Here is a 19,396-nt window from a genome sequence, read left to right on the forward strand (position 1 = left end):
CCCCGCGCGCTCGCAGTGTCGGAAAGTCTGGACCCGCGCCGCTCGAACCAGCGGCGCGGGCCATCGTCATTGGGCTGCCGCGACCTGCGTGCCCGTTGCCGGCGCCATCGCAATGGACGGAGCGGGCGCCGGTGCCGCCGGTGCGGGCGCCTGGATCAGCCAGGGCGCCTGGTCGACCATGCTCACGCCGCCGAGGGGCTTGTTCACGCCCTGGTGGCAGGTGGTGCAGTTGACCTTGTACGGATCGCCCATCGGCCCCTTGCGATTGGCCGGGAAGACCGACGCAAGCGGGGTGATGTAGCTGTTGTTGGCATCGCGCACCATGCGGATGCCGTACCAGGCCTGAGCACGCTGGGCCCGGCTACGGTTCCAGGCGGCGAAGGACTGGCTGTTGTGGCAGAAGGTGCAGTTCACCCCCAGTGCCTGGCTGGTGTGCATCATCAGGCCATAGGTCTTCTCGGTGGCGTGGATCGACGCCGTGTGATCGGACGGCAGAGCCTTGGTCGACGCCACCCGGATATTTTCCTTCCCGGCGAGATAGGCGCTGAACCCGCCTGACGGCAGCGAAGCATAGGCAACTACGGGAGTAGGCGTGTTCTGCCCATGCTTGTTGCCGCGGATGGATCGCGGATTGGGCGGTCCTTCCTCTTGCGCCCAGATGTTCGCCGGCACCGGCTGTCCGCGGTGACAGGTGAAACAGGTGACGCCGGTCTGTTTGACGTGGCTCGACCAACCCGTGTTGATCTGGCGCGTCATCAACAGCATGCGTCGGGCGACGATCTTGGTGTACTTCTCGTCCGACGCCATATTTTCGGGATTATGGCAGTAATTGCATCCCTGTTCGGCCGGCGCGACCCATTGGCTGATCTGTGCCATCATATGGTCGAACCGGTCCTTGCTCATGCTGCCGAGCACCGGGACGTTCTGGTAGGCCGATGACGCCAGGTCCCCGCCCTCGGGCGGAAGCGGATAGGCGATCGGAGGAATGGTCGCCGGCGGAGGCACATTGTCCTTGTCGACGATCAGGTTCATGCCGGTGCCGCGATAGCCCACCTGGGCGGTGTCCTTCGGCCCCAGCTCGCACCCGGCCAGCAGGATCAGCCCGATGCTGGCGGCGGCCACTTTGATCATGATGCGGGTCATTGCGGCGCTCCCGGCAAGGTGGCTGGATCGATCACGCCCGTGCTGGGATAGCCCGGCGCATAGCCATGTTCGATCGCCCAGAGATACCAGTTGTCGACGACCGTCCCGGTCAGGAGGATCCCGATCGCACCGGTCAGCGGGCACAGCACCGCGAACCACCAGGCCCAGCGATGGATCGATTCCATCGTGGCGTTGAAGCCCATCGTCCAGCGCCAGAACAGCGCCGCGCGTTCAGAAGCCGTGCCGCGATCGGTGATCTGCTCGATCTCGCGTTCGCCGCCATAGCGCCCGACCGCCAGGATCGTCGCACCGTGCATCGCGAAGAGCAGGGTCGATCCGTACAGGAACACGATCGAGAGGCAGTGGAACGGATTATAGAACAGATTGCCGTAGCGGATCGAGAAAGCCGCCGTCCAATCGAGGTGCGGGAAGATGCCGAACGGCACCGCCTCCGACCAGCTGCCCATCAGCAACGGGCGGATGAAGCCCAGCGTCAGGATCAGCGAGATGCCGGCGGCGAACGCCCAGGGGACATGATTACCCAGGCCCAGCGCGCTGGCGCGGCGGAAGGTGCGGACGAGCCACAGGAGCAGCGCGGCGGTCATGAAGAAGCCCGCCATCTGCCACCAGCCGCCCTCGGCCAGCGGCACCGCGAGCGTGAAGCCCCACTGGGGCCCCGGCGGCTCGAGCGCCAGCCACGGCAGCTGCCGGGCGAACTGGATCGGATCCCAGTTTACGCTGGCCCACATGTTGAGACCGATGATCTCGAAGGCAAGGAAGGCGCAGACGAGCGAGGCGATGCCGAGCTTGCCGAGATAGATCGGCCCGATCTGCGCGGCGCCGAGCTTGCCGGCCCAATAATTGTAGATTGCCAGGTCACCGCGAGCAAAGCTGCTGGGGGGCAATGGCGGCCCCATCTCCAGCGGCCCGCGCAACTGCACCTGCGTGAACATGTTCTGATAGCGCATCGTCTATCCCCCTCTCACGACCAGATCGGCAGGTTGAGCCACCACGTCCACCATTCCGGCCAGCCGCGTGTCCAGAACGGGCCCGAGATGATGATGCAGATCGCGCTCCAGAAACCCGCCGACAGCGCCAGGAACAGGCCCAGCCGGTGGATGCCCAGCGTACCGACCGAATAGCCGATCGTGTCGCGGAAGAATGCGTCTTCATATTCGGGCGATTTGACCGCCTCGCCCGGCGGCGGATTGACCGCCGAGAGGACAAGCGCGCCATGGAAGGCGAGTGCGCCGCCGGTCACGAAGAAGAAGCTGACCGCCAGCATGTGCGCCGGATTGTAGTGGAAATGCAGATATTGATAGCCGGTGTTCGACACCCAATCGAGATGGCTGAAGATGCCATAGGGGAAACCAAATCCCCAGGCGCCCAGCAACACGGGGCGGATCACGACGAGGCTGACATAGGCGAAAATGGCGAAGCCATAGGCGAAGGGGACATGATATCCCATGCCGAGCTTGCGGCAGATCTCGACTTCCCGGAGTGCCCAGGACGAGAAGGCCGCGATCGCGCAGACGGTGATGATCTGCCAGAACCCGCCTTCGCGCAGTGGCGCGAGGCCCAGGCCGTAACTGATGTCCGGTGGAGCGATGCTGATCAGCCACGGATTCCACGTCGGCCCCAGCGAGGCCGCATATAGGATCAGCAGCGTGCCAAGCACCGCCGTAATGGCGCTGATGACGCCGAAGAAGCCGACGTAAAACGGGCCGACCCAGAAATCGAACAGGTCGCCGCCGAGAAGCGTGCCGCCTCTGACACGGTATTTTCGCTCAAAGCTCAGCAAGGCCATGGCCAAACCTCCCGGCCGCGTCGATCAACGACAGCGACCCTTCGAAAAATCTAAAAATTCAGTGGACGGGCCGGACGCTTGGGACCGCCCCGCCCACTCGAAGTCACCTGACGTGCCGTCAGCTCGCTGGCGCGACCGGGGCCGTGGCCGCCGCAGGGGCAGTCCGGGGGCCGTCGAGCCAGTTGAACTTGTCGGTGCTCAGCAAGATGAAGTGAATCAGCAGTGCCAGCACGAACAGGAAAATGAACAGCGCGACCAACGCACGGCGCGGGTCGAATATCAGCCAAATCCTCCACATGTCGTGGTTCCTTTCTCAGTCAGTCCAGAATTCCGCAGCGATGCTGCTTACAGCCAGGGGCGCCAGTTCCAGACCAGGAAGTGAGCGACGATCGCCACTGCCGTGAACATCAGGAAGCTGGTGATGAACAGCTTGTGGAATTCTTTGGCTTCTTCAGGGCTCAGGTAGGTAGCGAGCCCCATCCTTTCGTTCGGATCATTCATCTCTACGTCTCCATTATTCCCGACGAGGGCAGGAGCGTGAAACGCGCTCCCCGACGGCATCCACCCGAGCAACATGCCCGGCAGGATTGGTGCGCCCGCAGCGATCCAAGTCGCATCGCGCGGTAAGGCTTGGCCGCGGTCATGCCCCGCGGCTTTCGGAAATCGCTATCGCGAGGCGTTCAGGCGTCACGGACGCCTCGCCAGCGCGGCGCGCGGCGCGCTCGGCAGCGTCGCGGATGCGCTTCGCCATCGAGATGCGGACAAGAACCGGAGCACGCTCGACGACCGCGTCGAGTTCGATCTTCGCTGCCGCGTCCCAGGTCACTTCGCTCTGGTTGCGCGCCGGGGTCGCCTCGACCGCGTCGAGCTGGCCGGCAAGCGGAAGGATGTGGAAAAGCGCGTCGAACAGCGCGTTGCAGACTTCCTGCACGATGTAGGTCGCGCCTGCATAGCCCATGAACGGCGTCCCGGTATGGCGGCGGATCACCGCTCCGGGGAAGCTCGCCGGGATGTAGCAGCCGCGCATACCGCCGGCACCGCCCGCAGCCTCCGCCATATACATCCGCTCGTTGAAACTGCCGAACAGGACGAGCGGCGGATTGGTGGCGATCATGTCCTTGACCGCCTGATTGTCCGACTTCGCGCCGGCACAGCGCGCTACTGCGAAATTGCACGGCAGACCCATGTCGTCCTCGAGGAACTTGCGGATGCCGCGCGCATAGGTTTCGGTCGCGACGATGCCGAAGCTGGCAGTGCCGAAGAAATCCTGGGTGACCGAGCGCCACAGATCCCAAAGCGGCTTGATCGTCGTATGCTTTTCCTGGGTGATGAACGGCTCGGGATCGAGGCCGGTCAGTTCGCCCAGCTTGCGGAGGAAGAGCGTTGTGCTTTCCAGCCCGATCGGCGCCTGGAGATAGGGCCGTTCGAGTGCCTCGCACAGGCCGCGTCCGAACTCGCGATACATGCAGACATTGACCTGCGCCGCCGCCAGCTTCTTGACGTCGGCCAGGTGACTGCCGAGCGGGAAGGTCATGTTCACTTCGGCGCCGATGCCCTCGAGCAGCCGGCGGATCTCCGCCAGGTCGGAAGGCATGTTGAACGTGCCGTACATCGGACCGATGATGTTAACCTTGGGCTTCTGCCCCGCGAGCGGCGGCTTGGCCGGCGGCACCTTCTTCGGCCCGAACTGCGTCCACAGCCAGGTCAGCGCGCGGTCGCCCGACTGCCACTGATCCTCGTCGATCGTGCGCGGCAGGAAGCGCTGGATGTTGGTGCCTTCGGGCGTGACGCCGCCACCGATCATCTCGGCGATCGAGCCCGTAACGACGACCGCCGGCAGATCCGGGTCGAGCGTCTTCCACGCCCGGCGCATCGCGCCTTCCGTTCCGTCGCGACCGAGCTCCTGTTCGCCCAGCCCCGTCACCACGATCGGCAGTTCGTGCGGCGGCAGGCCGTCGGTATAGTGAAGCACCGACGTGACCGGCAGATTCTCGCAGCCCACCGGGCCGTCGATGATGACCTGCAGGCCCTTGATCGCGGTGAAGGCGTATACCGCCCCCCAATAGCCGCCGGCGCGGTCGTGATCGAGGATGAGGGTCATACGCCGACGCTCTCTTCCGCCTTGGCGGCGGCAATGCGCTTGGCCGCGAACTTGGCCTTGTACTCGGGGCGATCGACGGGCGTGGTTTCCCACTGGCCGGCGGTCGCGCCGCTGCCGACACCTTCGAAGAACTCGGTCATCCGGTCGAAGCGGTGCTTGTTGGCGAGCGCGGCGTTGACCACCATGGCGAGGCTTCCCGCACCCGCGGGGCCCATCAGCGGCCGTGCCGAGATCAGGTTGGTGAAGTAGAGCGCCGGGATCGCCTTCTGCTTGGCATGCTGGACGACGGGCGTGGTGCCGATGGCGAGGTCGGGGCCATATTCCTCGACCGCAGCGATGTCCTGCTCCAGGCTGGCGCGATATTGCACCCGGCAACCATGGGCCTCCAGCCAGTCGCGATCGGGATCGGACCAGACCGTGCGCGGGCAGGCGGTGCCGACATAGGGCACGGTCGCCCCGCTCTCGATCAGCAAGCGCGCCACGAGCAGCTCCGAGCCCTCATAGCCGGAGACGGTGACGCGTCCCGAGACCGGTCGGGCAGCGAGCGCGCCACGGATCGCCGGGATGAAGCGGTTCTTCGCTGCATCGACCTTGTCCTGAGCGATCCCGCAGGCCGCGCCGATCGCGTCGAGCCAGGCTGCGGTGCCATCGGCACCGACCGGGGCAGAGCCGACGACGGTGCGCCCAGCGGCCTCGAACTCGCGGACGCTCGCGGTGTAGAAGGGGTGGATAGCACCGACCACGGCGCAGTCGAGCGCCTGGTACAGCTCACGCCACTCGCGCGTGGGAACGACCGGGCCGGCGGCCAGGCCGAGCGGCTCGAGCAACAGCCCGATGCCCGGGGGGTCGGCCGGGAACATCTCGCCCAGCAGGGTGACGGTCGGGCGGGCCGAGCGCTCTTTCGGTGCAGCGACCGGTCCGACCTCGGCCTCGCGCCGGGCATAAGCGAGCATCGCGCCCGCCAGCACATCTTTCGCCTCGGCATGCGTCGGAACGCCGAAACCGGGAACGTCGATCCCGATGACGCGCACGCCGTTGATCTGATCGGGCAGCAGTTGCAGCGGAACGCCCGATGCGGTCGGCACACACAGGTTGGTGACGACGATCGTGTCGTAGAGCGCCGGATCGGCAAGCCCCTCGACAGCTTCCTTGATGTCCTCGAACAGCTTGCCGGTGACGAGCGTTTCGGAGCTGAAGGGCACATAGCCGACGCTGCGCTTCGCGCCGTAGAAATGGCTGGTGAAGGTCAGACCGTAGACGCAGCATGCGGAGCCCGAGAGGACCGTCGCGGTGCGGCGCATGCGCAGGCCGACGCGCAACGACCCGAAGGCGGGGCACATCGATTGCGGCTGATCGTGCGGGCCCTTGGGATAGTCGGCAGCGTAGCGGTCGAGAATGTCGGACTTCCCCGCCTCGACCGCCGCCGCACGCAGCGTATCGCCGGACGAGCAGCCGCCCTCGGTGGGCGCCGAAAGGTCGATCCGGTCGCGATCGCGGGAAAGATTATCGATATCCACGATCAGACCGCGTCGTACACGACTTCGAGGCTCGGCTTGGGCGCATAGGCCGCGCCGCGCATGTCCGCCTGGGTCGCTGGCTTGAGCGTGAAGTCCGCTCCGGTCACATCGGCGCTGAACAGCCCCAGCAGCCCGTCCTGATCGAGGGGCGTGGGGCGAAGCGGCGGCGCCTCCGCGACATTGGTCGCCAGCTCCTCGAAGATCGAGGCCCATTGCCCGCCGGGCTTGCCGATGATCTGGTAATTCGCGCTCTTCTTGCGGATATCCTCATTCGCGGGGATCGCGGTCAGCACCGGGATGCCCACCGCTTCCGCAAAGGCATTGGCTTCGCCGGTGCCGTCATCCTTGTTCAGGATCATTCCCGCGACGCCGACATTGCCGCCCATCTTGCGGAAATATTCGACCGCCTTGCAGACATTGTTCGCGACGTAGAGCGATTGCAGGTCATTGGAGGCGACGACGATCACCTTCTGACACATGTCGCGCGCGATCGGCAGGCCGAAGCCGCCGCACACCACGTCGCCGAGGAAGTCGAGCAGGACATAGTCGAAGCCCCATTCGTGGAAGCCGAGCTTCTCCAGCGTCTCGAAGCCGTGGATGATCCCGCGCCCGCCGCAGCCGCGACCGACCTCCGGGCCGCCCAGCTCCATCGCGAACACGCCGTCGCGCTGGAAGCAGACATCTTCGATCCCCACCTCTTCGCCGGCGAGCTTCTTCTTCGACGATGTCTCGATGATCGTTGGCGTCGACTTGCCGCCGAACAGCAGGCTGGTCGTGTCGCTCTTCGGGTCGCAGCCAATCAGCAGCACGCGCTTGCCCTGCTGCGCCATCATATAGCTGAGGTTGGCGAGCGCGAATGACTTGCCGCTGCCGCCCTTGCCGTAGATCGCGATGATCTGCGTCTCCTTGGTCACCGGCCCCGAAGGCACGGGATCGGGCTCCCAGGAGGCTTCCTCGCGCAGCGTACTCGGGTCCAGCATGCTCACAGCGTTCTCCAATCCAGGACCATTTTGAGACACGCAGGGTCGGTGAACGCCTGCGGATAAGCGGCATCTGCTTCCGCAGCGGGCCGGGTGTGGCTGATCAGCCCGTCGAACTCGAGCAGCCCGATATCGAGCAGTTCGACGACCGCAGCGAGATCAGCGGGGGTGAATTCGGCAGAGATCCGCATGCGCGCTTCCCGCATGAACGCAGGCGGAAAGGCGAAGGACAGCCGGTCGTAGAAGCCCGCGAGGGTCACTTCCCCGCCCTTCGCCAACCGGGCGAAGGCGAGGTCGAGCACATCGGGCGTACCGCTGGCATCGCAGATCGCGGCATAGTCGCGGCGGTCGTCAGCGTCCGGATCGATCACCGAATAGTCGAAGCCCGCCTGACCGAAGCCGTCCTCGCGCCGGGCCGGATTGGCTTCCCACACGACGGGGGCGTCGCCGCCGGTCGCTATGGCGATCCGCGCGATCAGCCGACCCAGAATACCGTGACCGACGATAAGATCGGGCACCCCGCCTACCGCGATCGCCCGGTGGGCGGTCGCTGCCAGTGCGATCAGCGTGCCATTGCGGCCCAGCGATTGGCTGATGGGGATGGCCCGGGCGGAGGGAATTACCACCTGCCGCGCCGTCCCGCCGAACAGGCCGCGCGCGCCTTCGTAGCAATTGGCGCCGGGGACGAACACATATTCGCCGATCCGCGCGCTGGCGTCGTCGCCCGCATCGACGATGCGACCGACCGATTCATATCCGGGGACGAGCGGGTAGCCCATGCCGGGAAAATTCGGCATCCGGCCGGTCCACAGGAGTTTCTCGGTGCCGGAGGAAATTCCGCTCCAGTCGATCTCGACGCGGACATCGCCCGCAGCCATCCGGGTCAGCGCGAGCGGTCGCAGCGACAGCTGCCCCGGCGCTTCCAGAATGACTGCAACAGCCTCCATCAGACTTGGCTCCCCGGCGTCGAGCACATGCTGGCCTCTAACGCTGGTGTAATGTGCGCTAGACACTGTTCCATGTCAACGTACTTGGACACTTGTTTATTTCGCAGCCGTGATTACGCGGACGGTTAGGGGAATAGTCGTCGGAATTTCGCGCGATTTGCTAAATCCGACGGCGCGCAACATCTCGCGAATCTCTTCCGATGTTCGGGGACGCCCCGATCCCATCGCGAGAAGATAGAAGCCGAAATAGGCGTCGCCCGCCGCCTCGGCGCCCCGAGTCTGGGCCATCGGTTCAGCGATGACGAGCGTCCCGCCCGGAGGAAGCGCCGCATGGATCGCGCGCAACAGGGTCATGGCGGGCGCGTCGTCATGATCATGGAGCACCCTGACCAGCGAAATCGCGTCATGTCCGTCGGGCAGCGGATCGCTGAGAAAACTGCCGCCGTGGATTCGCGTGCGCACAGCCAGGCCCGCAGCATCGAGCCGCGCGCGGGCGCGCTCGCCGACGGCGGGAAGATCGAACAGCGCCAGCTGGAGTTCAGGCGCGCGCGCGCCGACTGCGGCCAGAAACGCCCCCTCGCCGCCGCCCACGTCGAGCAGCCTCCGGTGACGGTGAAACGGATAAGCGTCTATCACATGCCGGGCGACCAGAGGTTGCGATGCCGCCATCAGCGCCGAATAGGCGGCAACCGCCGAATCCTCCCCACGGCCGGGGGCTTGTGCATAATGCCACAGCCCCGCCAGCCTGCCCCTGCCACCGCCACTGCGCAGCAGGGACACCGGATCGGCAAGGTCGGCGTAGAGCAGGCGATGATGCGCCACCATCTCCGCAATTCCAGGATTGCCGGTCATGGCCGCACCGGCGCTCCCCAGCGTCCAGGCCGGTCCGATCGGCTCGACGAGTCGCAGCGCCGCTGCCGCCCGCAACAGGCGCGTTACGCCCTCGGCCGGCAGGTCGATGCGGGGGCCAAGCTGTTCCGCCGTCAGAGGTCCGCCGGCAAGATGGCGGAGCAGATCGGTCTCTATGCAGGCCGCCAGGATCTGCGAGTAGACGAAGCCGGCGACGAGATCGAACAACTCTCCTGCCCGCGCCCGTGCGATCGGCCGGGTCAGCGGCGACCGTGCCGCCCACCGCTGAAATCGCTGCGAGGACAGGACGCGATTGCGGATGGCCAACCAACGGCCGCGCCAGCCGGAATATGTTTTTTTGGACACAATCATATGTCCAATAGTCTGGACACATGATAGCATTGCGTCAATCGAACAGGAAAAGCGATGCCGGACGGACCCATCGTCATAATCGGAACAGGTGTCGGCGGACTTGTCAGCGCCGCATTGCTGGCGGCTGCGGGGTCCGACGTGCTGGTGGTCGAGTCGGGCAACGCACCCGGCGGCAAGCTCCGCGCGGTCGATGTCGGCGGCGTCGCCATCGACGGCGGGCCAACCGTCTTCACCATGCCCGAGATTTTCCAGGGCATTTTCGACGCGTGCGGCGAAACCATGGCCGATCATCTGAAGCTGCGACCGGCGAACCGGCTGGCGCGGCATGCCTGGGGGCCTTCGCGCCTCGACCTCTATGCCGATCCTGCCGCCAGCGAGGAGGCCATTGGCGACTTCGCCGGCGCCAAGGAAGCGCGCGGCTACCGCGCCTTCCGGACCGAGGCGAAGCGGCTGTTCGACGCGCTCGATCGCCCTTTCCTGCGGAGGACCAAGACCGATCCGATCAGCCTTGGCTGGCGGATGGGCATGCGGGGCTTCCCCGACTATCTGAACTTGCGGGCCTACACATCGATGTGGCGCGCACTGGGCGCCTATTTCGCTGATCCGCGATTGCGCCAGCTGTTCGGTCGTTACGCCACCTATTGCGGGTCTTCGCCTTTCCTGTGCCCGGCGACGCTGATGCTGATTTCCCATGTCGAGGCGAATGGGGTGTGGCTGATCGACGGCGGCATGCATCGACTCGCACGCGCGCTCGAATCACTCGGGCGCCGCGTCGGCGCGCGCTTTCGTTACGGCGCGCGCGTCCGTGAGATCCTCGTCAAGCGGGGCCGGGCTTCGGGGGTCATCCTGGCGAACGGCGAACGGATCGAGGCGAGTGCGGTGCTGTGCAACGCCGACCCCGCCGCGATCGGTTCCGGCGCCTTCGGCCATGCTGCGCGGCACGCAACTGCCAGGATTTCCCCCCAGCGCCGCTCGCTGAGCGCAATGGTGTGGACCGCGCAGGCGGAAGCAACGGGCTTCCCGCTGGTCCACCACAGCGTCTTTTTCTCGAAGGACTACGCCGCAGAGTTCGCAGCGCTCAGCGCCGGTCGGCTGGCCGATGCCCCGAGCGTCTATCTCTGCGCGCAGGATCGCGACGATGACGGTGCGCTGCGCGCCGAGGGCAGAGAGCGCGTCCAGATCATCGTCAATGCTCCCGCCACCGGCGACGGCGCCCCCCTATCCCAAGCGGAGATCGACCTATGCACACAGCGCATGTTGGACAGCGTTTCGCGGGCGGGACTTTCGCTCGATCTGGGAGCCTCGGCGGTACTGACGACGCCGAACGATTTCGAGGCGCTGTTTCCGTCGACGGGTGGAGCCCTTTATGGACCGGCCTCGCACGGGTGGGCGGCCTCCTTCCGCCGGCAGGGCAGCCGGACAGCGATCCCTGGGCTCTATTGCGCGGGCGGGAGCACCCACCCCGGCGCGGGCGTCCCGATGGCGGCGCTTTCCGGCCAGCTAGCCGTCGACTGTCTGCTCAGGGACCGCGCTTCGATGTCGCGGTGGCGCCGAACGGCTATGCCTGGTGGTACATCGACGCAACCAGCGCGGACGGCCGTTACGGGCTGACGATCATCGCCTTCATCGGCAGCGTCTTCTCGCCCTATTACAAGTTCAGCGGACGGCAGCGACCCGACAATCACTGCGCGATCAACATTTCGCTCGCCGGACCGCGCGGCAGCGCCTGGGCGATGACCGAGCGCGGCGCGGCCCGCGTCGACCGGGGGCGCGATCACTTCGCCGTCGGCCCGAGCGCACTCAGCTGGGACGGCGACACGCTGGTGATCGAGATCGCCGAGATTTCGGCTCCAATCCCCTATCGCGTACGTGGCACGGTGCGGGTGACACCCGAGATGATCGGCACTACCGCCTTCGCACTCGACCCGGCCGGTATGCATCGCTGGCATCCGGTCGCGCCGCGTGCGCGCGTTGAAGTGGCGATGACGCATCCCGGCGTGACCTGGCAAGGCGAAGGCTATTTCGATTCGAACTTCGGCGACGAGCCGCTCGAGGACGGGTTCGACGAATGGCATTGGTCGCGCGCGCATCTGAAGCAGGATGTGGCGGTGCTCTATGAAGGGCGGCGGCGCGACGGCACACCTTTCGATCTGGCGCTGCGATTCGATCGGCAGGGGCGCTGGCACGATGTAGTCCAGCCAGCGCCTGCGCCGCTGCCGCGCAGCGGCTGGCTGGTCAAGCGGGCGACGCGCGCCGACGCGGGCCACACGCCTCATGTCCTCAGGACATGGATCGACGCGCCCTTCTACGCGCGGACGGCGTTGGCGACCCGGCTGTTCGGCGAGGACGTGCACGCGGTGCACGAAAGCCTGTCGCTCGGTCGCTTCCGCTCACCGATCATCCAGTCGATGCTCCCCTACAGGATGCCCAGAGCTTTCTGGTGACGCGCTCTGCGCCGCCTCCTCGCGCTTCTGCCGGTCGCGCGCGATCTCGCGGTTGATCGATAGGAGTTGCCAGATGCCGAAGGCGAGCGCGGGTATGCCGGCGATCGCGAGGTCGAGCAGACCCAGACTCATAGGGATGCCTCCAGAAAGTTTCTGATGATGACGGCAATATCCGCCGGCTTCTCTTCATGGGCGAGATGGCCGAGACGGGGCAAGGTCTGCAACTGGGCACCGCTCACCATGGCGGCGGCCCCGCGCGCGGTCGCAAGCGGGATCGCCGCATCGGCCTCGCCATGCACCAGCAGCAATGGCGTGTGCAGCCGGGGCAGGTCGCGCTTCAGCGCCTCCAGATCCCAATCGGCCATCATCCCGATCGCGCCCGCGCAATGGTCCGAGGTGGCGAACAGCCGCTCATAGCAGCCTATGCCCTGCTGATCGATGCGCGAGCCGGTGCTGCGCGCGAGGAAGCGCGCCGTCTCGCCCGGCGTGCGCATCAATCGCGAGAGGATGTGCGGCGCAAAGGGGTTGACGAACAGCAGGCGTGCGAGCGTGGGAAACAGCGCTGCGGCCAGCCCCGGAAAGGGCAGCAGTGCCGCGTTGAGCCCGATGATCGCGGCGGGATCGGCGACGCCGTCGAGCGCCATGCGGATGGCGATCGCTGCCCCGGCCGAATGGCCCGCTATCGCCTGTGGCCGGATCTCCAGCACGTCCAGCAACTCGCCGACAGCGCGCGCCATCGCGACTATCCCCATCCCGCCGGCCGGACGCCCGGTCGTGAAGCCGTGCCCCGGCAGATCGGGCGCGATGACGGTGGCATGTTCGGCGAGCAACGGCGCCAGAGCGCGCCAGCTGTGCGTCGCTGCGCCGGTGCCGTGCAGCAACAGCAGCACCGGCCCGTCGCCCATTATCTGGACATGGAAGCGCATCCGCCCGACTTCGACGAACCGGCTGTGGGCGCGATTGGGCCAGTCGCGGCCCTCGACGTCCCAGCGCGGCCTGCTCATCCGGCCTGCGCCGCCGTGACGGCGGCGTGCATCGCCGCCGCATCGGCGCGCGGCAGCGGCAGATAGCGCGCACCCATTTCCCGCGCGAGCCTGGCGCCTTCGGGCCTGGGCCGCGCCGATATGTCGACAAAGGCGCTCGCGATGCCCGCCGCGCCGATCGCGCCGGCGGCCGCAATGGCGTCGCGTTCCGCCGCCTCGCGCGCCGCGCTGCCATCGGCGGCGATATTGGCGCGGCCGTCGGTCAGCACCACGACAAAAGGCGTCCGGCCCCGCGCCCGTGCGCTCTCGGCGATTTCGCGGGCCGCATTCAGCCCGGCTGCCAGCGGCGTCCCCCCGCCCCCCGGCAGTTCGGCAAGCGAGCGGCGCGCGCGCGCCAGCGAGCGCGTGGGCGGCAGCAACAGCTCCGCCATGGTCCCCCGGAAGGCGACGACCGCGACTTCGGCCCGCTTCACATAGCTTTCGGCCAGCAACAGCTCGACCGCCCCCTTGGCCTCGGCCAGCCGCGCCAGCGCCGACGAGCCCGAAGCATCGACCGCAAAGATGGTGAGCGCGCGCGCGCGCGTCTCGAACCGGCGGATGCGCAGGTCGCTGCGGCGGACAGCGACCCGGCCGCCAGCGGCGCCGCGCAGCCTCTGCCACGGCGCTGCCGCGCGCAGCGTGTCGATCAGGCTCAGCCGACGCCCGCTCCCGGGCATGCCGGCACGCGCGCTCATCGGCCGACCGCGCGCGCCCGAAGGCTGTCGCTCCCCCGCCCCGTTGGCGCGGCCGGCCTTTCGGCTGCGCCCGGCGGCGATCCGCGCCAGCACATCCTTGGGCAAGGCCGCCAGCGCGGCGGCGAGAATGATGTCTTCGACGGGGCCAGGTTCGCCGCGTTCATCATTGCCGGCGTCGGTGTCCGACGAAGGCGGCGGCGGTTCCGGCGCCGCATCCTCCTCGGCCGCTGCGGGCAGACGCGTTGCGCGCGGTGCCAGGACGAGACGCGCGGCGAGCATCACATCCTTTTCGCTCACATCGACCCGCCCCGCGAGCCTGGCCGAGGCCCGCGCCGCGCGGAGCGCCAGGATCGGCGCGCGGGCCGACTCGATGCCAAGCGCGGCTGCGGTGGTGACCAGCGCCGTCATCATGTCCTCCCCGGCATGGGGCTGCGGGCCGATCACAAGTTCGGGCGGCGGAATCGCGACGGTCGGATCGCTTGCGATGTCGTCCTGCCATCGTGCGGCAAAGGAGCCCTCGCCCGAAGTCTGGGAGGAAAGATCGATCGCGAAAGCGAGCCGTTCGACCAGCGTCGCCGGCGGGCGTTCGTCCGGCTCGACGCCGTCATCAAGGGCCATGAGCAGGAAGGGCTCATCGGCGCCGTCCATCGCCGCACCGATGCGCCCCGCCGTCTCCGCAGAAATCCGCTCCGCCATCGGCACGACGAGGACGCCGCCGGCCGCTTCGTCGAGCAGACCGGGGCTCTTCACCGCGCGCCCGAGGGCGAGGGTCGCGGCGAGATCGATGCCGCCCAGCAGCCGCTCATCATCGACATGAACCGGCAAGCGTCGCATCGGGGCATCCGCCGGGAGGCTCGCCCGCATGGCCGGCACAAGCGTATCGCGGCGTTCGCCCCCGCCCCGCAGGATCAGGCCGCCAAGACCCGGATCGATCGCGCACATCCGCACCGCCAGCACTGCATCCGCAAAGGCATCGGGCGCGGCTTCGCGCGACCCGGTCACGCCACCATATCCTCCAGCGCGCGTTCGATCCGCGCCGTCGAGCCCGTATCGTCGAGAACTCCCCGGCGCAGACGGTGCCGCAGCGCCATCGGCGCGACCGCCGCAATATGGTCCGTGCTCACGGCGTCGGCCCCATCGAGTGCAGCCAGCGCACGCCCCGCCCGCATCAGCGTCAGTTCGCCGCGCAGTCCATCGGCTCCGACCGTCATGCAGAGGCGCGAGGCATAAGCCAGCACGGCGTCCGGTATCGTCACGGTCGACAGCGCTTCCCGACCGCGCGCAATCTGCTTCAATGTCTTGCGTTCCGCGCGCTTCCAGCTTTCGGAAAAACCCTGCGGATCGCGTTCGAACGCGTCACAACGCTTCAATATCTCGACCCGCTGCTTCAGATCCCCAGGAGTCCGCACCTCTACGGACAGGCCGAAGCGATCGAGCAATTGCGGGCGCAGTTCGCCTTCCTCGGGGTTGCCGCTGCCGACCAGCACGAAGCGCGCGGGATGGCGCACGCTCAGCCCCTCGCGTTCGACCAGATTCTCGCCCGACGCCGCAACGTCGAGCAGCAGATCGACGATATGGTCCTCGAGCAGATTGACCTCGTCGATATAGAGGAAGCCGCCATTGGCCCGCGCGAGCAGCCCCGGCTCGAACGCCTTGACGCCGGCTCCCAGCGCCCGTTCGAGATCGAGGGCCCCCACGACGCGGTCTTCGGTCGCGCCCAGCGGCAGGTCGACGAACGGTACCGGCACCTTGCCCTTGCGGGGCGTACCGTCCTGATAGCCTGCAGCGGCCGCATCGATCGGCGGCAACAGCCCGGCAAGCGCGCGCACAGCCGTCGACTTGCCGGTCCCCCGGTCGCCGAACACCATGACCCCGCCGATCCGGGCATCGACTGCCGCGATCAGCAAGGCGCGCTTCATCTCGTCCTGGCCGACGATCGCGGAGAATGGAAATGACACACGCACCGGCGGACTGTAACACGGGTTGGACACTCTACAAGACAGGATAGTGAGACATGTGGACGCCGATCATCGTTGCCGGGGGCGGCGCCCTGTTTCTCGGCGTGCTCGGCGGGCTCATGACGCCGATCGGCACCTGGTACCGAAAGCTCTCCAAGCCGACGCTCCAGCCGCCGGACTGGCTGTTCGGTCCGGCCTGGACCATCATTCTCGGCCTTGCTGCCTGGTCGGCGGTGACCGCGTGGAACGCAGCCCCCGATGCGGCTGCACGAACCAATGTGATCATCCTTTTCGCGACGAACGCCCTGTTTCACGCGCTTTGGAGCCCGCTGTTCTTTCGGGCGCGCCGCCCCGACTGGGCGCTGATCGAGGTCATATTCCTCTGGTCGTCGCTGGTCGCGCTGGTGATCGGGCTCTGGCCGATCTCGCACTTCGCCAGCCTGCTTATCCTGCCCTATCTGCTCTGGGTCAGCTTCGCCGCCTGGCTGAACTACGCCATCGTGCGCCTCAACGGCCCCTTTGGCTGACCGCTCTCCGCTGAAGCAACACTGTCCAGATCGTTTGACAGTGCCGAAGCCTGCTCTTACCTTTTGCCAAAGCGACAGGGGGATGGGGAACGAATGTCCGTCGGAATAATGTACCGCCGTCATCAGCCGGCGCATTCGTGAAGGCCCTTCGCATAGGCACCCGTGGATCGCCGCTCGCGCTGGTCCAGGCCGGGATGGTGCGCGACGCACTGATCGCCGCTCACGGCGTCGCGGCCGAGATCGTCATCATCCAGACCACCGGCGATGTCGTGCAGGACCGTCCTCTGGCCGATATCGGCGGGAAGGCCCTGTGGACCAAGGAACTCGACCGGGCCCTGCTGGCGGGCGAGATCGACTGCGCGGTCCATTCGATGAAGGACGTCGAGACGATCCGTCCCGCCGCCATCGCGATCGTCGCCATGCTGCAGCGCGCGGATGTGCGCGACCGGCTGATCGGCGCTGCGACCATCGCCGATATTCCGCAGGGCGCCACAGTCGGCACCAGCTCGCCGCGCCGTCGCGCACAATTGCTGCGGATGCGCCCCGACCTGACGATCGTCCAGTTTCGCGGCAATGTCGACACGCGCCTCGCCAAGCTGGCGGCGGGAGAGGCCGATGCCACGCTGCTCGCGGCGGCAGGGCTTGAGCGCCTCCAGCGGCCCGATGTCGGCACCCCGATCGCGCTCGACGTGATGCTGCCCGCCCCTGCGCAGGGCGCGGTGGGGATCGAGGCGCGGAGCGACGATGCCGACATGCGCGCGATGCTCGCGGTGCTTGACCACCCGCCGACCCATGGCTGCGTCCTGGCCGAACGCGCTCTGCTCGCCGGGCTCAACGCCGGTTGCCACTCGCCGGTGGCGGCGTTGGCGGACACGAGCGGCCTGATCCGGGCCGAGCTCTATGCCGAAGACGGCAGTGCCCATGTCGCCGGCTCTGGCAACGATCCCGCATCATTGGCGCGCGACCTGCTGGCCCGCGCACCCGACTCCATCCGAAAGTTGTTCGCCGCATGAAGCCTCTCGACTCCGAACAGACCCAGGCCCGGCACTGGTTCGAGCATCTCCGCGACCTGATCTGCGCCGAATTCGAGGCGATCGAGCGCGAGGCGGGCTCCGATGCCAGTTTCGATTATACAGCCTGGGACCGCTCGGATCCGTCCGGCGAACCCGGCGGCGGCGGTGTGCGCGGCGTGATGAAGGGCCGCGTCTTCGAAAAGGTCGGGGTCAATGTGTCGACCGTCGGCGGTGCATTCGAGGGCGATTTCGCCAAGTCGATCCACGGCGCGGCCGAAGACCCGCAATTCTTCGCCACCGGGATCAGCCTGGTCGCGCACATGACCAATCCGCACGTCCCTGCGGTGCACATGAACTGCCGTTTCCTGACGACCACCAAACGCTGGTTCGGCGGCGGCGCCGATCTCAACCCGCCGCTTCCCTATCCCGAAGACACCGCAGATTTCCACGCGACGCTGCAACGCGCCTGCGACGCCCACCCGGCGGGCGACTATCCGCGCTTCTCGGCCTGGGCAGAGGACTATTTCCGCATCCCGCACCGCGGCGTCAACCGGGGCGTCGGCGGCATATTCTTCGATCATCTGGAGGGCGATTTCGCCACCAACTTCGCCTTCGTCCAGGATGTCGGGCGCGCCTTCCTCGACGCCTATCCGCGCATCGTCCGGCGGAGGATGAACGATCCGTGGACGCCGGAGGACGAGGCGGCGATGCTCGAATGGCGCGGGCGTTATGCCGAGTTCAATCTCGTCTATGATCGCGGCACGCTGTTCGGCTTGAAGACCGGCGGCAATATCGACGCGATCCTGATGAGCCTCCCGCCGCGTGCGACCTGGGCATGACGCCGCCGCTGCTCTCCGTGCTCAAGGGCACGCGCGCCGACGTCCCGCCGGTGTGGCTGATGCGGCAGGCCGGGCGCTATCTGCCCGAATATCGCGCGCTGCGGGCCGACAAGGGCGGGTTCCTCGAACTCGCGACCGATCCCGCGACCGCAGCCGAGATCACGCTCCAGCCGATCCGCCGCTTCGGCTTCGACGGCGCGATCCTGTTCTCCGACATATTGATGGTGCCATGGGCGCTCGGCCAGGCGCTGAGCTTCGGGCCCGGCGAAGGTCCGCAGCTCACCCCGGCGCTGGCGGATTTCGACATCGACCGCCTGCCCCCCGCGCTCGACCGGCTCGACCCGGTCTATGAAACCGTCCGCCGCGTCGCCGCCGCGCTGCCGCCGGAGACGACCCTGCTCGGCTTTGCCGGGTCGCCGTGGACCGTCGCGACCTATATGGTCGCCGGTCAGGGGAGCCGCGACCAGCATGAGACGCGCGAGTTCGCCTATCGCGACCCGCAGGCCTTCGCGCACATCATCGATGTCGTGACCGAGCTGACGATCGACTATCTCTCGCGGCAGATCGCGTGCGGCGCGATGGCGGTGCAATTGTTCGACAGCTGGGCCGGCACCCTCAGCCCCGCCCAGTTCGACCGCTGGGTAATCGCCCCGACCGCCCGGATCGTCGCCGCGCTCCACGAACGCCATCCCGAAACGCCGGTGATCTGCTTCCCCAAGGGCGCGGGCGGCAAGCTCGTCGCCTATGCGAAGGAAACCGGCGCCGATGCGATCGGCCTCGACGAAACCGTCGACCCGGCATGGGCGAACGCGGCACTGCCCGAAGGGCTACCCGTCCAGGGCAATCTCGACCCGCTCGCCCTGCTCGCCGGCGGCGCCGAACTCGACTCCGCGATCGACCGGGTGACCACGGCGCTCCGCGACCGCCCCCACATCTTCAACCTCGGCCACGGCATCTTGCCGCAAACCCCGATTGCCCATGTCGAGGCACTATTGGCGCGGGTGCGTGGGGCGGCGTGAGGGGGTGTAAGGGTTGGCGGCGCCTACGGCGCTACCAAGCCTGAGACATTGCCGCGCGGAGTAAGCTGATAAACGAGGCTATGATGATGACGGGGCAGCAATAAAGCCGCATCTCACATAGCAGCGGGTAGATCACCCGCCAGTCAAACCGGAATTACTGCAC

19 protein-coding genes are annotated in these 19,396 nt (G+C 67.2%); 6 read left to right on the forward strand and 13 right to left on the reverse strand.

Going from position 1 to position 19,396, the window contains the following annotated elements; genetic code table 11:
* Positions 1-66: 66 nt before the first annotated feature.
* The 10 genes from pufC to ACNI3R_RS19270 form a co-directional block, all read right to left on the reverse strand.
* Positions 67-1,143, reverse strand: coding sequence for a photosynthetic reaction center cytochrome PufC (gene pufC / locus ACNI3R_RS19225; RefSeq protein ID WP_426186426.1), 1,077 nt, complete (start codon positions 1,141-1,143; stop codon positions 67-69).
* Positions 1,140-2,111 (reverse strand): photosynthetic reaction center subunit M, encoded by a 972-nt coding sequence (pufM, locus tag ACNI3R_RS19230; protein ID WP_426186429.1) that lies wholly within the window; start codon positions 2,109-2,111, stop codon positions 1,140-1,142. The genes pufC and pufM overlap by 4 nt, the downstream gene beginning before the upstream one ends.
* A gap of 14 nt (positions 2,112-2,125) precedes the next feature.
* The gene (pufL, locus tag ACNI3R_RS19235) at positions 2,126-2,950 is read right to left on the reverse strand and encodes a photosynthetic reaction center subunit L (RefSeq protein ID WP_426186432.1); all 825 of its coding nucleotides are present in this window, start codon (positions 2,948-2,950) and stop codon (positions 2,126-2,128) included.
* A 118-nt stretch (positions 2,951-3,068) separates the two neighbouring features.
* On the reverse strand, positions 3,069-3,248 hold the full coding sequence (gene pufA, locus ACNI3R_RS19240; protein WP_426186435.1) for a light-harvesting antenna LH1, alpha subunit: 180 nt from the start codon (positions 3,246-3,248) through the stop codon (positions 3,069-3,071).
* A gap of 47 nt (positions 3,249-3,295) precedes the next feature.
* The gene (pufB, locus tag ACNI3R_RS19245) at positions 3,296-3,451 is read right to left on the reverse strand and encodes a light-harvesting antenna LH1, beta subunit (RefSeq protein ID WP_426186438.1); all 156 of its coding nucleotides are present in this window, start codon (positions 3,449-3,451) and stop codon (positions 3,296-3,298) included.
* Positions 3,452-3,590: 139 nt separating this feature from the next.
* On the reverse strand, positions 3,591-5,051 hold the full coding sequence (gene bchZ / locus ACNI3R_RS19250; protein WP_426186441.1) for a chlorophyllide a reductase subunit Z: 1,461 nt from the start codon (positions 5,049-5,051) through the stop codon (positions 3,591-3,593).
* Positions 5,048-6,568 carry a chlorophyllide a reductase subunit Y gene (gene bchY, locus ACNI3R_RS19255; RefSeq protein ID WP_426186444.1) on the reverse strand — a complete coding sequence of 507 codons (1,521 nt, stop codon included), beginning with the start codon at positions 6,566-6,568 and terminating at the stop codon, positions 5,048-5,050. Before bchY ends, bchZ begins: the two co-directional genes overlap by 4 nt.
* 2 nt (positions 6,569-6,570) lie before the next feature.
* Entirely contained in the window at positions 6,571-7,554 is a 984-nt protein-coding gene (locus ACNI3R_RS19260) for a chlorophyllide a reductase iron protein subunit X (RefSeq protein ID WP_426186447.1), read from the reverse strand.
* Positions 7,551-8,495: a chlorophyll synthesis pathway protein BchC gene (gene bchC, locus ACNI3R_RS19265; protein WP_426186450.1), complete on the reverse strand. Its 945-nt coding sequence runs from the start codon at positions 8,493-8,495 to the stop codon at positions 7,551-7,553. The genes ACNI3R_RS19260 and bchC overlap by 4 nt, the downstream gene beginning before the upstream one ends.
* Positions 8,496-8,591: 96 nt before the next feature.
* Complete coding sequence (locus tag ACNI3R_RS19270; RefSeq protein ID WP_426186453.1) at positions 8,592-9,572, reverse strand: methyltransferase; 981 nt, start codon at positions 9,570-9,572, stop codon at positions 8,592-8,594.
* Between the two features lie 198 nt (positions 9,573-9,770).
* Here ACNI3R_RS19270 and crtD point away from each other — a divergent pair, with 198 nt between their 5' ends.
* Positions 9,771-11,327: a 1-hydroxycarotenoid 3,4-desaturase CrtD gene (gene crtD, locus ACNI3R_RS19275; protein ID WP_426186456.1), complete on the forward strand. Its 1,557-nt coding sequence runs from the start codon at positions 9,771-9,773 to the stop codon at positions 11,325-11,327.
* The gene (locus ACNI3R_RS19280; RefSeq protein ID WP_426186459.1) at positions 11,261-12,160 is read left to right on the forward strand and encodes a hydratase; all 900 of its coding nucleotides are present in this window, start codon (positions 11,261-11,263) and stop codon (positions 12,158-12,160) included. The genes crtD and ACNI3R_RS19280 overlap by 67 nt, the downstream gene beginning before the upstream one ends.
* A 128-nt stretch (positions 12,161-12,288) precedes the next feature.
* Here the strand turns inward: ACNI3R_RS19280 and bchO are convergent, their stop codons facing one another.
* Genes bchO through ACNI3R_RS19295 form a run of 3 tightly spaced genes read right to left on the reverse strand, consistent with a single transcriptional unit; the run spans position 12,289 to position 15,841 of the window.
* Complete coding sequence (bchO, locus tag ACNI3R_RS19285; RefSeq protein WP_426186462.1) at positions 12,289-13,164, reverse strand: alpha/beta fold hydrolase BchO; 876 nt, start codon at positions 13,162-13,164, stop codon at positions 12,289-12,291.
* Entirely contained in the window at positions 13,161-14,879 is a 1,719-nt protein-coding gene (locus ACNI3R_RS19290; RefSeq protein ID WP_426186465.1) for a magnesium chelatase subunit D, read from the reverse strand. Before ACNI3R_RS19290 ends, bchO begins: the two co-directional genes overlap by 4 nt.
* On the reverse strand, positions 14,876-15,841 hold the full coding sequence (locus ACNI3R_RS19295; RefSeq protein ID WP_426186468.1) for an ATP-binding protein: 966 nt from the start codon (positions 15,839-15,841) through the stop codon (positions 14,876-14,878). The genes ACNI3R_RS19290 and ACNI3R_RS19295 overlap by 4 nt, the downstream gene beginning before the upstream one ends.
* 50 nt (positions 15,842-15,891) lie before the next feature.
* On the opposite strand from ACNI3R_RS19295, the gene ACNI3R_RS19300 reads away from it, so the two are divergent.
* The 4 genes from ACNI3R_RS19300 to hemE all read left to right on the forward strand — a co-directional run bounded on the left by ACNI3R_RS19300 (position 15,892) and on the right by hemE (position 19,233).
* Entirely contained in the window at positions 15,892-16,362 is a 471-nt protein-coding gene (locus tag ACNI3R_RS19300; protein WP_426186471.1) for a TspO/MBR family protein, read from the forward strand.
* A gap of 137 nt (positions 16,363-16,499) precedes the next feature.
* Positions 16,500-17,375, forward strand: coding sequence for a hydroxymethylbilane synthase (gene hemC / locus ACNI3R_RS19305; RefSeq protein WP_426186474.1), 876 nt, complete (start codon positions 16,500-16,502; stop codon positions 17,373-17,375).
* Positions 17,372-18,214, forward strand: a complete 843-nt coding sequence (gene hemF, locus ACNI3R_RS19310; RefSeq protein WP_426186477.1) for an oxygen-dependent coproporphyrinogen oxidase — start codon at positions 17,372-17,374, stop codon at positions 18,212-18,214. The genes hemC and hemF overlap by 4 nt, the downstream gene beginning before the upstream one ends.
* A complete protein-coding gene (hemE, locus tag ACNI3R_RS19315) occupies positions 18,211-19,233 on the forward strand; it encodes a uroporphyrinogen decarboxylase (protein ID WP_426186480.1) in 1,023 nt (340 codons plus the stop codon). The genes hemF and hemE overlap by 4 nt, the downstream gene beginning before the upstream one ends.
* Positions 19,234-19,396 lie beyond the last annotated feature (163 nt).

This window comes from Rhizorhabdus antheiae, assembly GCF_049889055.1.
Lineage (GTDB): Bacteria > Pseudomonadota > Alphaproteobacteria > Sphingomonadales > Sphingomonadaceae > Rhizorhabdus.